General features: G+C 61.7%; 11 protein-coding genes and 1 tRNA gene. 10 read left to right on the forward strand and 2 right to left on the reverse strand.

Features of this window, described 5'->3' with window-relative positions:
- Nucleotides 1–295: 295 nt before the first annotated feature.
- Complete coding sequence (locus tag ACY65G_RS14240; RefSeq protein WP_464998008.1) at nucleotides 296–1825, reverse strand: fumarate hydratase; 1530 nt, start codon at nucleotides 1823–1825, stop codon at nucleotides 296–298.
- 25 nt (nucleotides 1826–1850) lie between these two features.
- Nucleotides 1851–2459 (reverse strand): TIGR00645 family protein, encoded by a 609-nt coding sequence (locus ACY65G_RS14245; protein WP_464998009.1) that lies wholly within the window; start codon nucleotides 2457–2459, stop codon nucleotides 1851–1853.
- A gap of 281 nt (nucleotides 2460–2740) precedes the next feature.
- Here ACY65G_RS14245 and ACY65G_RS14250 point away from each other — a divergent pair, with 281 nt between their 5' ends.
- The 10 genes from ACY65G_RS14250 to ACY65G_RS14295 form a co-directional block, all read left to right on the forward strand.
- Nucleotides 2741–4309 carry a methyl-accepting chemotaxis protein gene (locus ACY65G_RS14250; protein WP_464998010.1) on the forward strand — a complete coding sequence of 523 codons (1569 nt, stop codon included), beginning with the start codon at nucleotides 2741–2743 and terminating at the stop codon, nucleotides 4307–4309.
- Between the two features lie 538 nt (nucleotides 4310–4847).
- Nucleotides 4848–6836, forward strand: coding sequence for an acetate--CoA ligase (gene acs / locus ACY65G_RS14255; protein ID WP_464998011.1), 1989 nt, complete (start codon nucleotides 4848–4850; stop codon nucleotides 6834–6836).
- 284 nt (nucleotides 6837–7120) lie between these two features.
- Nucleotides 7121–7211: transfer RNA gene (locus tag ACY65G_RS14260), tRNA-Ser, on the forward strand.
- Between the two features lie 398 nt (nucleotides 7212–7609).
- Complete coding sequence (locus ACY65G_RS14265) at nucleotides 7610–8890, forward strand: sensor histidine kinase (protein ID WP_464998012.1); 1281 nt, start codon at nucleotides 7610–7612, stop codon at nucleotides 8888–8890.
- Between the two features lie 184 nt (nucleotides 8891–9074).
- Nucleotides 9075–9941: an STAS domain-containing protein gene (locus ACY65G_RS14270; protein WP_464998013.1), complete on the forward strand. Its 867-nt coding sequence runs from the start codon at nucleotides 9075–9077 to the stop codon at nucleotides 9939–9941.
- 7 nt (nucleotides 9942–9948) lie between these two features.
- Nucleotides 9949–10305 carry an STAS domain-containing protein gene (locus tag ACY65G_RS14275; protein WP_464998014.1) on the forward strand — a complete coding sequence of 119 codons (357 nt, stop codon included), beginning with the start codon at nucleotides 9949–9951 and terminating at the stop codon, nucleotides 10303–10305.
- Between the two features lie 22 nt (nucleotides 10306–10327).
- Nucleotides 10328–10744 (forward strand): anti-sigma regulatory factor, encoded by a 417-nt coding sequence (locus ACY65G_RS14280; protein ID WP_464998015.1) that lies wholly within the window; start codon nucleotides 10328–10330, stop codon nucleotides 10742–10744.
- Nucleotides 10745–11145: 401 nt separating this feature from the next.
- Complete coding sequence (locus ACY65G_RS14285) at nucleotides 11146–12867, forward strand: sensor histidine kinase (RefSeq protein WP_464998016.1); 1722 nt, start codon at nucleotides 11146–11148, stop codon at nucleotides 12865–12867.
- A 944-nt stretch (nucleotides 12868–13811) separates the two neighbouring features.
- Nucleotides 13812–14228: an ankyrin repeat domain-containing protein gene (locus tag ACY65G_RS14290; RefSeq protein ID WP_464998017.1), complete on the forward strand. Its 417-nt coding sequence runs from the start codon at nucleotides 13812–13814 to the stop codon at nucleotides 14226–14228.
- Nucleotides 14229–14328: 100 nt separating this feature from the next.
- Nucleotides 14329–14697 (forward strand): helix-turn-helix domain-containing protein (locus ACY65G_RS14295; protein WP_464998018.1); only part of this gene is annotated, 369 nt, incomplete at its 3' end.

A 14697-nucleotide genomic window follows, 5' to 3' on the forward strand; every position in this document is an offset into this window, starting at 1 on the left:
GTCTGTCCCCACCAGTTGTTGGCATCGAACGTAGCCATGTGCTTTGATCGAGGGGACTGACCCCGGTTTTTTGCAAGCGTTACTACGGCACCAGCAAAAAACCGGGGTCAGTCCCCTCGGCACGCCGGTAGTAAGCGCCATTGCTAACACTTACCGGGGACAGACCCCTGCAACTCCGGCGCTCTCTCGACATCCGGCATCAATGCAGGTTTCGGAGAGGAAAACCGGTGTCGCACACCTTTTCCGGATGAAGCCCCGGAAAAGGTGTTCGACACCAGGAGGCGTTAGCCAACGATCAGGCCAGCGCGCCTTCCGCCTTCAGGTTCTCGATCTTGACAGCCCACTCCTTCGGCCCGGTCTGGTGCACCGAAGTACCGGTGGAATCGACGGCCACGGTCACCGGCATGTCGACCACGTCGAACTCGTAGATCGCTTCCATGCCCAGGTCCTCGAAGCCCACCACGCGGGCGTTCTTGATCGCCTTCGACACCAGGTAAGCGGCACCGCCCACGGCCATCAGGTAAGCCGACTGGTGGCGCTGGATCGATTCGATGGCGACCGGGCCGCGCTCGGCCTTGCCCACCATCGAGATCAGGCCGGTCTTCTCCAGCATCATGTCGGTGAACTTGTCCATGCGCGTTGCCGTGGTCGGGCCGGCCGGGCCCACGACTTCGTCGCCCACCGGATCCACCGGGCCCACGTAGTAGATCACGCGGTTGGTAAAGTCCACCGGCAGCGGCTCGCCCTTGGCCAGCATGTCCTGGATGCGCTTGTGCGCGGCATCGCGGCCGGTCAGCATCTTGCCGTTCAGGAGCAGGGTCTGGCCCGGCTTCCACGAAGCCACTTCTTCCTTCGTCAGCGTGTTCAAATCCACGCGCTTGGACTTCTCGGTATCCGGTGCCCACGACACGCTCGGCCAGTCGGACAGCTTCGGCGGTTCGATGTAGGCCGGGCCGGAACCATCGAGCACGAAGTGCGCGTGGCGCGTGGCGGCACAGTTCGGGATCATGGCGACAGGCTTCGATGCCGCGTGCGTCGGGTACATGTTGATCTTCACGTCCAGCACGGTCGTCAGGCCGCCCAGGCCCTGCGCGCCGATGCCCAGCGCATTGATCTTGTCGCACAGTTCGATGCGCAGCTCTTCGACCTTGTTCTGCGGGCCGCGCTTCTTCAGCTCGAACATGTCGATGTCTTCCATCAGCGACTCTTTCGCCAGCAGCATGGCCTTCTCGGCGCTGCCGCCGATGCCGATGCCCAGCATGCCCGGCGGGCACCAGCCGGCGCCCATCAGCGGCACGGTTTTCAGTACCCAGTCCACCAGCGAGTCGGAAGGGTTCAGCATCACGAACTTGGTCTTGTTCTCGGAACCGCCGCCTTTGGCAGCCACGCCCACGTCGACGGTATTGCCTTCCACCAGTTCCATGTGCACCACGGCCGGGGTGTTGTCCTTGGTGTTCTTGCGCTCGAAGTGCGGGTCGGCCACGATCGATGCGCGCAGCTTGTTGTCCGCGAAGTTGTACGCGCGGCGCACGCCTTCGTTCACGGCGTCGGTAACGGTACCAGTAAAGCCCTCGAAGCGAACGCCCATGCCGATCTTCAGGAACACGTTGACCATGCCGGTATCCTGGCAGATCGGCCGCTTGCCCTCCGCGCACATGCGCGAGTTGGTCAGGATCTGCGCGATCGCGTCCTTGGCGGCCGGGCTCTGCTCCGACTCGTAGGCGCGGCCCAGGTGCTGGATGTAATCGGCAGGGTGGTAATAGCTGATGTACTGCAGCGCTGCGGCCACGGATTCGATCAGGTCTTCTTGCTTGATGATGGTCATGACTGTTCTCTTGCGGTTGGCTGGATTAGTGATTCTTTGAACCGTTTTGCGTGCCGGTCATCAAGCGGTCGGTATAGGCGATCGCAATGGCGGACAGCAGGAATGCAATGTGGATAAGCGTTTGCGCCATCAGCGTCTTGGCGTCGTACACCTGGGCGTTGATGAAGGTTTTCAGCAGGTGGATCGACGAGATGCCGATGATCGCCGTGGCCAGCTTCGTCTTGAGCACCGAGGCATTCACGTGCGACAGCCATTCCGGCTGGTCCGGGTGATCCTGCAGGCCCATGCGCGAGACGAAGGTTTCATAACCGCCCACGATCACCATGATCAAGAGGTTCGAGATCATGACCACGTCGATCAGGCCCAGCACCACCAGCATGATGGTCGTTTCATTGAGCTTGGTGGGCGGCGGCGCGTTCGGCACGGTCACGGCGGCGATGATGTGCTGCAGCGAGGCTTCGTTGCCCAGCGCGGCACCGATCAGATCCTTCAACTCGACCCAGAAGTGGAACACATAGACGCATTGCGCAAGGATCAGGCCCAAGTACAGCGGCAGCTGCAGCCAGCGGGACATGAAAATGAACGAGGCAATGGGGGAAAGGCGGCGTCCGTTGGAAAGCTTCGGATCGGTCATCGAGTAAAGGCTCCGGTGGGAATAGTGCGGATAAAAACACCCGACATTCTACACCTGCCTGATCCTTGCCGCTGATCAAGCGATAGCCGCTCAAGCCGCATTTTTCGGGCAGTTGTTGCTGCACCGAAACATATCAGCAATAAATGTTTTACTCAGGTAATACAGCCGATTTACAATCGTCCCCCTTCGGCCGCTGCCCATTCCTCGCAGCATCACGGCCATCATGCATTCGCGACCGGCCTCACCCCCGCCACCCGCACAACGATTCTGGAATAACAATAATGTTCAACAGCCTGAAAATCGGCACGCGCATCACGTTGATGCTGGGTGTGCTGTTCGTATTGCTGCTCGTGGTGAGCGGCATGTCCCTGCGGAGCGTGGCGCGCAACAACGACGGCATCCGCGAACTGAAATCCAGCAGCGCCGGCCTGGTGAGCGCGCAAAACGCCATGTGGGAGCTGCGCTTCGGCATCGCCAACTTCATGACGGCCAACGAGCAGGGGCGCGCCAAGATCCTGGGCGACGAGCAGAAATGGGCAAGCCTCATCGCCGACAACCTGAAGCTGTATGAAGCCATGCCGCACACGGCGGAAGAGCAGGCGGGCCTGGCGGAACTGAAGGCATCGTATGCGCAATACTTCGCTTCGCGCCCGCGCTGGTTCGAGCTGTATTCCGCCGGCCAGACGGAAGAAGCGGCCGCATGGCGCGCGGCGAACACGAACAAGCACGGCGCCGCCACCGTGAAGGCCTTCAAGTACCTCATCGAACAGCAGGACCGCATTGCGGACGCAAAGGTGGAGCAGCTGCTGGCCGCCAACGCCGCCTTCCGCAACATCCAGATTGCCGTGGCCGTGCTGGCACTCGTTGCCGCCGCGTTCATGGGCTATCGCGTGGTGCGCTCCGTGACACTGCCGCTGCGCGATGCGCTGACGCTGGCGCAAACGGTCAGCAAGGGCGACCTGACAAGCCGTATCGACGTGCGCCGCAACGACGAGATCGGCCAGCTGATGCACGCGCTGCAGGACATGAACGACAGCCTGGTGGGCATCGTGGCCGAGGTGCGCAGCGGCACCGATACCATCGCCACCGCATCGGGAGAGATCGCCGCGGGCAACCTGAACCTGTCGCAGCGCACGGAGGAGCAGGCCGGCTCGCTACAGCACAGCGCCGCTTCGCTGGGCGAGCTGACCACCACCGTGCGCCAGAACGCGGACAACGCGCGCCAGGCGAACCAGCTGGCGCAGGCGGCGTCCGGCGTGGCGGTGAAGGGCGGCGAAGTGATCGGCGAGGTGGTGGCCACGATGGAAGCGATCAACGAGTCCGCGCGCAAGATCGTGGACATCATCGGCGTGATCGACGGCATCGCGTTCCAGACGAACATCCTGGCGCTGAACGCGGCCGTGGAAGCGGCCCGCGCCGGCGAGCAGGGCCGCGGCTTCGCCGTGGTGGCATCCGAGGTGCGCAACCTTGCGCAGCGTTCGGCCAGCGCCGCGAAGGAAATCAAGGAACTCATCGGCAACTCGGTGGACAAGGTGGACGCGGGCAGCCGCCTCGTGTCGCAGGCCGGCAGCACGATGAACGACGTGGTGGAAGGCGTGAAGCGCGTGACGGACATCATGGCCGACATCACGGCCGCCACGGTGGAGCAGAGCGCCGGCATCGAGCAGGTGAACGTGGCAATCGGCCAGATGGACGACATCACGCAGCAGAACGCCGCGCTGGTGGAACAGGCGTCGGCGGCCGCCGCCTCGCTGCAGGACCAGGCGGCAGGCCTGGCCCAGGCGGTTTCCGTATTCCGGCTGGACGGCGCGGCCACCCCGGGCCGCATGCTGCTGGGGCATCGCGCCTGACATCGGCCCGGCAGTAGCGGGATCGGCAGAAAACGGGAGGGGGACCGCGGGTCGCCCTCCCGTTTTTTGTCATGGTGGTCAGCACGCCGGATTGGGTTTGCCGGGCGTGCGCTCTCATGCCAAGGACGTGCGCCAGCACCTCGCCACGCATTCGCCCTGACTGCACCTGGCGATGAACCCCATCGTCCGGGAATTCCTGGCCGCGTGGCGATCGACCACCTTTACCTGTGCCGCTGGTTCCGCGTGCGCAGCGTGCAAACGGCGTAGCTGATGACGGTGTGCGGCATCGGCTTCGCCGCATGGTTCGTGTTCGGCAGGATCGGCACCTTCCATGGCCCGGCCCAGTGGGGCTGGCCGCGCCTGAAGTGGTGGCAGCAGCAGCACCTGCAGCAGCCAGCTGAGCCGCGGGGTCTCCTCGCGCTTTTTCCAATCTGGTTAGAATGGCAGTATTGCCTTTGCCGGAACCAGGGCACTGTAAGGGCGTTGTAAGCGCCTCGCCTTACTGTCATGGCAAACAACTACCACGATGGAGACAAGCATGACCGCAGCTACCGAACAGCAGGGCCTCGGCGAAACCCGCGTATTCAACCCGCCCGCGGCCTTCACGGCCAGCGCCGCCGTATCCGGCATGGATGCCTACAACGCGCTGTGCGCCGAGGCCGAGCGCGACTACGAAGGCTTCTGGGCCCGTCTGGCGCGCGAAAACGTGGACTGGCAAACGCCGTTCACCCGCACGCTGAACGAAGACGACGCGCCGTTCTACAAATGGTTCGAGGACGGCAAGCTGAACGTGAGCTACAACTGCCTGGACCGCAATCTGCAGAACGGCAATGCCGACAAGACCGCGATCATCTTCGAAGCGGACGACGGCACCGTCACCAACGTCACCTATAAAGACCTGCACGCGAAGGTGTGCAAGTTCGCCAACGGCCTGAAATCGCTCGGCATCAAGAAGGGCGACCGCGTGGTGATCTACATGAGCATGTCGGTGGAAGGCGTGGCCGCGATGCAGGCCTGCGCCCGCATCGGCGCCACGCACTCCGTGGTGTTCGGCGGTTTCTCGGCCAAGAGCCTGCAGGAGCGCATCATCGACGCCGGCGCCGTGGCCGTGATCACCGCCGACGAGCAACTGCGCGGCGGCAAGCAGCTGCCATTGAAAGCCATCGTCGACGAAGCGCTGGCCATGGGCGGCTGCGACACGATCAGGAACGTGGTCGTGTACAAGCGCACCGCCGGCAACATCAATTTCAAGGAAGGGCGCGACATCTGGCTCTCCGACCTGGTCGACAGCCAGCCAAGCGAATGCGAGCCGGAATGGGTGGAAGCGGAACACCCGCTGTTCATTCTGTACACGAGCGGCTCCACCGGCACGCCGAAGGGCGTGCAGCACGCCACCGGCGGCTACCTGCTGTGGGCCGCGCTGACGATGAAGTGGAGCTTCGACATCAAGCCCACCGACGTGTACTGGTGCACCGCCGACATCGGCTGGGTCACCGGCCACACCTACATCACCTACGGCCCCACCGCCGTGGGCGCCACGCAGCTGATCTTCGAAGGCGTGCCCACCTTCCCGCACGCGGGCCGCTTCTGGGAAAACGTGCAGAAGCACAAGGTGACGATCTTCTACACGGCCCCCACGGCGATCCGCTCGCTGATCAAGGCATCGGACGCCGATGACAAGGTGCACCCGAAGAGCTTCGACCTGTCGTCCCTGCGCCTGCTGGGCACTGTGGGCGAACCGATCAACCCGGAAGCCTGGATGTGGTACTACAAGAACGTGGGCCGCGAAGCCTGCCCGATCGTGGACACGTTCTGGCAAACGGAAACCGGCGGCCACATGATCACCCCGCTGCCGGGCGCCACGCCGATGGTGCCAGGCTCCTGCACGCTGCCGCTGCCGGGCATCATGGCCGCCATCGTGGACGAATCCGGCGCCGACGTGCCGAACGGGCAGGGCGGCATCCTCGTCGTCAAACGCCCATGGCCTTCGATGATCCGCACCATCTGGAACAATCCTGAGCGGTTCAAGGCCGGCTACTTCCCCGAGGAGCTGGGTGGGAAGTACTACCTGGCGGGCGATGGGGCGATCCGGAACAAGGAGACGGGGTACTTCACCATCACCGGTCGGATCGACGATGTGCTGAACGTTTCCGGGCACCGGATGGGGACGATGGAGATCGAATCGGCTCTCGTTGCCAATCCTCTCGTCGCCGAGGCTGCCGTGGTTGGAAAGCCGGATGATACGACTGGGGAGTCGATCTGTGCGTTTGTCGTGCTGAAGCAGGCTCGGCCTACGGGGGAGGAGGCCAAGCGGATCGCTGCCGAGCTGCGGACCTGGGTGGGCAGGGAGATTGGGCCGATTGCCAAGCCGAAGGAGATTCGGTTTGGGGATAACCTGCCGAAGACGCGGTCTGGGAAGATCATGCGGCGGTTGCTGCGGGTGCTGGCGAAGGGGGAGTCGATTACCCAAGACGTCTCCACGCTTGAGAATCCGGCTATCTTGGAGCAGCTGAAGGAAACTGCTTAAGTCGTTACTTGGCCGGGCGCGCCGGCTTTGTGTGCGTGCCTGTGGCCCTAGGGACGACCCGCGGCGCGGGGACTGACCCCGGTTTTCTCGCTTGGGGTCTGTCCCCGGTTCTTTAGCCTGCGGCGTTCGTGATCTCGGATTGTCCTGTTCTTGGGCTTGGCGGTTGTGAGTCCGGGCCCAGGTTATCCGGAACGATTGACCGAGCCGTTCCTTTCCGAGAAAAAACTTTGCACTCTACAGGCCACCTGCTATAATCTGCGCCTCTCGCATCGCGGGAGAATGCAGGAGAGATGGATGAGTGGTTTAAGTCGCACGCCTGGAAAGCGTGTTTAGGTTCATAGCCTAACCGGGGTTCGAATCCCCGTCTCTCCGCCAAGGACATAAAACAGAAGAGCCACCGCAAGGTGGCTTTTTTGTTTTGGGCTCCGCAGTCGTAAAAAAGCTGGGCCTCGCAGGCCTGCACGGGCGATTCGAAGGACCCAGCATGCAAGCGCAGCCCAATCTGAATCGTCACTTTGTCGTTAAGGTACTGGTTCGCTTGCGGGGCGGCCTCGCCTCAACAGCGTCATGCCATCCGATTCTCTGCGCTATCTGGCCCCCCAAGGGAAACGTCCGCTAGCCACGCATCCAAGGGCCAAAACGGCACTGCAGCCAGCTCACCGGCATCAACCTATGGCAGTGAAGTTGTCGACATCTGTCAGCATCCTCACGTTAGAATGCATTGATTTACATCATTTTTGCGACTTGCCGTCGCCAAGCCAGCCTCCCTTCTTATGCTAACCGTTGAACTTATCAATGAATTTGATGTCTTTTCCGCACGCCAGCGCGCCTTGCAGGTCGCTGCGATCTGCGGCTTCAGTTCATTGAATCAGGTGAGGCTCGGCACCATCGTTTCCGATATCGTTCGCAGCGTGGTTTCATCCGGCGCCGCTGGTACCCTGCAGTTCAGCCTGGGGGGCGCGATGCCATCGACGCGCCTGGGGATATCCATCGCCACCGGGGCCGCGAACCCTCTCGACCGCAGCGCCTTGACCGAGCCGCTACGACTGGCCAACGATTGGGCCGACACGATCGACTACGACCAGGCTGGCGGCTCCATCGTCATGTGGCGGGAATGTCCCGCCAGCAGTTCGCTGACCAGGGATTCCTTTGCGACCGGACTCGCCAAAGTCGATGCCTCCACGGCCGATATCCGCCGGGGATCCGCCCTTCACCAGGCCCCCCTGCATCAAAAGATCGCTGGTCTTACCGCGGACAACTCGGTCCTGGCGGCACGCGCCGACATGCTCGAACGGCAGGCTCGCCAGTTCGAAGAGCTCCAATTGAGCAATGAGGTGCGCTATGCCGCGGCCGTCAAGGCCGATGCGCAGAAGGGCGAGTTTCTCGCCGTCCTGGCCCACGAACTGAGAAGCCCGCTTTCCGCGGTCAACGGCGCCGCCGACCTGTTGATCAATGCAAGCCACCTCGACGCCGCACGCATCGCCGGGATCGGCAGGCTCGTCAAGCGCCAGGTAGGCTACATGAGCCGCCTTGCCGAAGACCTGCTCGACGTGTCCCGTTTCGAACGCGGGACGATGGCGCTCGGGCGCGAAGTCGTCGACCTGGACCAGGTAACGGAGGCGGCGATCGAGCAGGTGGGGGCGTTGATCGCCGCGAAGGTCCAGGCCGTTCGGATGGTCGCGTGCGCTGACGCGGTCGTCGTCGGCGACCGCACCCGACTGACCCAGGTGATGAGCAATCTGTTGTCGAACGCCAGCCGATACTCGCCTTCCGGCAGCGAAATCCGCATCCGCCTGGCCATTGAGGGGGAGCACGCGGTTGTCGAAATCGCCGACGATGGCGTTGGCATCGATCCGCAGCTGATTCCCACCATGTTCGGCCTGTATGTCCAGGCCGACTTGACGGCGGCCGACCGCGACAGTGGCCTGGGCCTTGGCCTGGCACTTGTCAAACGTCTGGTCGAGGCCCATGCCGGCACGGTGTCCGCGCACAGCGATGGAAAAGATGCCGGTAGCACTTTCTCGGTGCGGCTGCCGCGTCATCGCGGGCAATAGGCCCCGCCCGCCTTACCGCAATCCTTTCATGCACTGAAGTGGTATCCCACGCTTGGGATTTAGCTTGGACGTCAGCCGCCGATCATTCCGTCCGTTCGCGACGATTAATGCATTGATAACTTATTTCTGTGTGATACTGGATAAGCCACTCACGAAGTAGTTCGGCAATAACCCAGGAGAATGCATGAGCATGGCAACGACGGGCCTTTTGGCCAAAACCCTCAACGAACATCAGGCAACCTTGCTGGAAGTGTGGCTGGGCGGAATGCTGTCCCGCATGGTCCGCCGGGACAAGGTGGCCGAGGGGGAGATCCGCCAGCAAGCCACGCGATTCCTGCCGGCGGTTGCGGCCACCTTGGAGCGGAGCCAGAATTATGAATTCGACTCGCCTGCATGGGCGGACGTGCGCCAGACATTGGCCGAGATCTCCATGGGGCGCTTGCGCCAGGGTTATTCATCGACCGATACGGCCTCGTTCATCTTTTCCCTGAAAGAACCGCTGTTCGCGGTGCTGCGCCAGACAATGGCGCATGAGCCGGACACGATCACCACCGTGATGACGGAAGCGGGCACACTGTTCGACCGCATGGGCCTGTACACGATCGAAGAGTACCAGCGCGGCCGCGAAAGCGTGATCATGCGCCAGCAGCAGGAGCTGCTGGAACTGTCCACGCCCGTCGTGCAGCTGTGGAAGGACGTGCTGGCGCTGCCGCTGATCGGCACGCTGGACAGTGCCCGCACCCAGGTGGTGATGGAGAACCTGCTGCAGAAGATCATCGAGACCGGCGCATCGATTGCGATCATCGACATCACCGGCGTGCCGACAGTCGACACGCTGGTGGCGCAGCACCTGCTGAAGACGGTGGCCGCGGCGCGCCTGATGGGCGCGGACTGCATCATCAGCGGCATCCGCCCGCAGATCGCGCAGACCATCGTGCACCTGGGCGTCAACCTGGAAGAAGTGACCACGAAAGCCACGCTGGCCGATGCGTTTCTGGTAGCCCTGAAACGCGTGGGCGCGAACGTGACGCGCGCCGAACAGTCCTTCTGAGGTAGCGATGGAGCATATCCCCATCCTCAAAATGGGCAACCTGCTGCTGGTCACGATCCAGGTCGACATGCACGACCGGCTCGCGATGACGCTGCAGGACGACCTGACCTCGCGCATCGTCAAGGACCACGCGAGCGGGGTGCTGATCGACATCTCGGCGCTGGACATCGTCGATTCCTTCATCGGCAGGATGATCAGCAATACCGCGGCAATGGCGCGTATCCTCGATGCACGCACGGTGCTGGTCGGCATGCAGCCGGCCGTGGCCATTACGCTCGTCGAGCTGGGCCTCACGCTGCACGGCGTGCAGACCGCGCTGAACGTTGAAAAAGGCATCGCGCTGCTGCAGCGGAACGCAACTTGACCCCTTTCGAGACAGGCGATCTTTGAGCTATACGGACGTCGATACGCAACACCTGTCAATCCGTTCCGACGAGGACGTCGTGCGCTTGCGCCAGTGCGTTCGCGAACTGATGATCGCCGCGGGTTTTTCGCTCCTCGAGCAGACCAGGATGATCACCGCCGCCAGCGAACTGGCGCGCAATACGCTGCGCTATGGCGGCGGCGGGGAGGCTCACGTACGGCGGCTCCTCACTGGCTCGCGCAAGGGAATCGGCCTCGCGTTCATCGACCAGGGACCAGGCATCGCCGATATCGGTCTCGCCTTGACCGATGGCTACACCACCGGTGGCGGAGTGGGCGTGGGACTGTCTGGCGCGAAGCGCCTGGCGGACGAATTCGATATCGAATCGGCCCCTGGCCAGGGAACCACGGTGCAGATCAGCAAATCGAAGTCCTTCTAGCGAATCGGTCGACGGCGCCAACGCCGCCGGCGGTTTGCGTGCATTGCATGAAAAGGTCGCGCCGCCCATGTGCGCCGACCGCTACAACGCCAGGCCATTGGCCATCGTGCAGCACTTCCCACATCTCCAATACCTGAAGTTACACAGGGCGCTCGTCCTACGAAGCGTGGTGTCCCTGTCCCACGCCGGACGGCATCCTGCTGCTCGGCCGTTGTCTATACTGGTTAAAAGTGACACAGCCCGGGAATTGCGATGCACCGCGCCGGTGATCGATCGATAACACGGGGGACATATGAACAAACCATGCCACACCGCCGCCATGCTTTCCGCGCTGGTGCGATGGCCGGGCTGCAAGGTAGAGGTGGCCCATGATGGCTTGCAGGCGCTTGCGCGATTGCAGCTTGGTTCAACACTGGTCCATTGTGGACGCTGACCACCACGACGAAACCGAGCGTCTTGCCATACTCGATTCCTACGGCATCCTCGACACGCCTGCGGAGCAGGCCTTCGACGACGTCGTCAAACTCGCCAGCCAGCTGCTCGATGCGCCGATTGCCGCCGTCAACCTGATTGCCAGGAATCGGCAATGGTTCAAGTCGGAAGTCGGCCTTGGCACCCGCGAGATGCCGCTCGGCGATTCGATCTGCAAGTTCGCATTGCTGGAAGACCAGCTGATGATCGTGCCCGATACACGCGAAGATGCGCGGTTCGCCTGCAATCCACTGGTGACCGGAGAGCCGGGCTTGCGGTTCTACGCCGGCCAGCTGTTGAAAACCAAGGCGGGTATCCCGTTGGGAACCTTGTGTGTGCTTGACCTGGAACCGCGGCCGCAAGGCTTGACGCAGCAGCAGCAGTTCGTGCTGGCCACGCTCGCCCAGCAGATCATGAGCCAGATCGAGTTGCGCAAGGTCGTGAAGGACCAGGCAGTGCTGATCGCCCGGCAGGCACAGGTGCAGGGCGAGCTGCGCGAGAGCCAGCTGCGCGCCCTGGAAGTGTCCCGCCAGGCCGAAGCCGAGCGCAGGCGAACCGATGCGCTGCTGGAGGCCGCGCCTGTCGGCATTGTCATCGCCGATGCCAACGGCTTGATCGTCAAGATGAATGTGGAGAATCGCAGGATGCTGGGCGTGCATCCCGAGGCCACCGACCTCGGGCCGGGGCAACCATGGCGGGGATGGTGGGCCGATGGCTCGGCACGGCACGGACAGCCGCTTGCGCCACATGAATGGTCGCTGGCGCGGGCCCTGCTTGGCGAGGAATCGCCGCGCCAGGTGATCGAGATCGCGCCATTCGATGCGGCCGGGCCTCGTCGCACCGTGCTCAATTCCGGCCGCCCGGTGCGTGACGAGACTGGCGCGATCACCGGCGCCGTCATCGCGCAGATGGATATCACGGACCGCGTCGACGCCGAGAGCGCACTGCGCATGGCGGACCAGAAGAAAGATGAGTTCCTTGCCATGCTCGCGCACGAGCTGCGCAACCCGCTGGCGCCAATCATGTCGGCGTCCGCCATCCTGTCCAACTTCCATTTCGACGAGGGCGTCGTGCGGCGTACCGGTGCAATCATCGCCCGGCAGGCAGCGCATATGACCTCGCTGATCAACGACCTGCTCGACGTTTCACGGGTCACGCGCGGAAAGGTGGAACTGGACACCGCGGAACTGAACATCAAGGACGTGATTGCCGACGCGATCGAACAAGTCCGGCCACTCGTTACACGCCACCAGCATCACCTGGATGTGCTGCTCGCACCGGTGCAGGTGATGGTCAAAGGCGACCGCAAGCGCCTGGTGCAAGTGTTCGCGAACCTGCTCGGGAATGCGGCGAAATACACACCGGATGGCGGACGTATCGAACTGCTTCTCGAGGTGCAGGCCAGGACATTGACGATCTCGATCCGGGATAACGGGATAGGGATGTCCGCGGAGTTGATCGATAGTGCTTTTGACCTGTTTTCACAGGGTGCGCAGGGGTTGGATCGCAGCCAGGGTGGGCTGGGGATTGGGCTGGCGCTGGCAAGGAGTCTGGTGCATCTGCATGGTGGGGCGGTCAGCGCGAAAAGCGATGGGGCGGGGATGGGGTGTCAGTTGGAGGTGACGTTGCCGCGGGTTGGGGCGGCAGCTTAGAGTGGCTGAGGTAACGGTGACTAGGTTTGCACAGATACGGTTTTAGTCTTAGCCGGCGCGCAAGATCTGGCGGACACTCTATGAATGGCTGCGTCACAGGCTGAGGGCAACCTAGCTCAAGCACTGGAAGCGAGGAAAAACCATTCATTGAAAACTATAGCATTCGGCGCTACCGCTGAAGTCGCAAGAAAAGTGGCCGCGGACAATCGCTACTCGTGGCGAAATGCCGATCGACTGCTGAAACAGCCCTCAAAATCGCCTACTTCGAGAGGGGCGGCCTGCCTCGCTTCTTCTGACCTAACTACTCGAACCGCCCGGTGCGGACCCGCGTGCCGCGTAGCTCGGCAGACGCGGCTTGAATATGCTGGCCCTATGCCGACCTGCCGGAGAGAAGTAGGCCCTGCGGACTTTATGTGGTTGATTCGAATGACGAACGCGTGCTCGCCAGCCCTATCTGAATCATCACTTTGTTGTTAAGCGCTGTCGCCTGCGTGCGGGCGACAGCGCCCAAACCGAACCGCGCGTCAAGGGCGTGGGTTGTGCATCCCTACTGGCATTTTCGCCTTGGTGACCGACGGCTTTCCCGTGAGAACCACATTGTGCTCTACTCTTGGGCACACAACCCATAGCCTGCAGCAAACCTGCCAATCCTTCGCTCAGTTCAGAACGCTTCCAAATTCAGACTGATCTCGAAGCCATCTGATATAGACCTCCTTGGACATTCCACATTAGCTCACCTTTTTCGTGAAATAAGTTTCAATCTGCTGTAGAATTTATTTCAAGAAAGAAATTTAAGTTTTGTGCGGCAATGGATGTCCATAGGTCAGCGGCCACATGAGATTGCAAAATTGTTCGGCCCTAAAAATGCCATCAGTCGAGCCTCTATCATTCAGCAGCGCTGATGTCCAAAACGCTTCTACTGGCGCCTAACCACTTCGCTTTATATGCGTCTACTCAATCGTTTTCTGAAAATTGCTGTTCTGGCCGGCGTTGAAAGCGCCCTAAAGATTCACATCGATAGAGGTGACGATCTCAATGCGCGCGATAGTGATGGCCTCACTCTTCTCATGCTCGCTGCTTCGCGAAATAAAGCCGCGATGTGCAAATTGTTACTGAATGCTGGGGTGGATGCGAACCTGCTCACTCCCTCTGGCAAGACCGCATATACAATCGCCGTGGAAGCGGGAGCTCACCAGGCGGTGGTGGAGTTGGAGTCTGCTATTTCAAGCAGCGAAGTGGACTTTGGAACAGAAGAAACAGCTCATTCGCAAGACGCCCTTGAGGCTGCATGGAGTCACGAAAAGACAGGGCTTGAGTCGCCAGTCTCCCTTGATCTCATCGACATGATGAGCGCCTGTTGATTTGCAGCGAAATCTGACCCACTTTACCCAGTAATTTGCAAGTGAATCTGACCCACGTTTAAGACACAATCCTGCTCAACAAGTTGAGTGGGGAACCGGAGTGATCGACGTGGCACTACTAGGCATTATTCGACGCTGGCACATTCGTGACCAGGTCCCCCTTAGAGAGATCGCCAGACGCTTAGGCATCTCAAGAAACACTGTCCGGCGCTACCTGCGCGAGGAAATCACCGAGCCGGCCTACACCGAGCGGCGCTCGCGCAGCGCAATCGACAAATACTCGATTCAACTTTCAGCCATGCTCAAGACCGAGGCAGCACGATCTAGAAAGCAGCGGCGTACGCTAAAGCAGATCCATGAGGACCTGAAGGAATTGGGATTTGAGGGTTCTTACGACAGGGTTGCAGCGTTCGCGCGGGTGTGGAGGGAGGGTCAAACTGAGCGGGTCAATCCATCAAGCAAACGAACA

The sequence above is a fragment of the Pseudoduganella sp. jia 12 genome, from assembly GCF_055502675.1.

What these genes read in the sequence shown, in the direction of transcription:
- ACY65G_RS14240 (WP_464998008.1), bottom strand. Translation starts at nt 1,825, where the DNA reads ATGACCATCATCAAGCAAGAAGACCTGATCGAATCCGTGGCCGCAGCG.
- ACY65G_RS14245 (WP_464998009.1), bottom strand. Translation starts at nt 2,459, where the DNA reads ATGACCGATCCGAAGCTTTCCAACGGACGCCGCCTTTCCCCCATTGCC.
- ACY65G_RS14250 (WP_464998010.1), top strand. Translation starts at nt 2,741, where the DNA reads ATGTTCAACAGCCTGAAAATCGGCACGCGCATCACGTTGATGCTGGGT.
- acs (WP_464998011.1), top strand. Translation starts at nt 4,848, where the DNA reads ATGACCGCAGCTACCGAACAGCAGGGCCTCGGCGAAACCCGCGTATTC.
- ACY65G_RS14265 (WP_464998012.1), top strand. Translation starts at nt 7,610, where the DNA reads ATGCTAACCGTTGAACTTATCAATGAATTTGATGTCTTTTCCGCACGC.
- ACY65G_RS14270 (WP_464998013.1), top strand. Translation starts at nt 9,075, where the DNA reads ATGAGCATGGCAACGACGGGCCTTTTGGCCAAAACCCTCAACGAACAT.
- ACY65G_RS14275 (WP_464998014.1), top strand. Translation starts at nt 9,949, where the DNA reads ATGGAGCATATCCCCATCCTCAAAATGGGCAACCTGCTGCTGGTCACG.
- ACY65G_RS14290 (WP_464998017.1), top strand. Translation starts at nt 13,812, where the DNA reads ATGCGTCTACTCAATCGTTTTCTGAAAATTGCTGTTCTGGCCGGCGTT.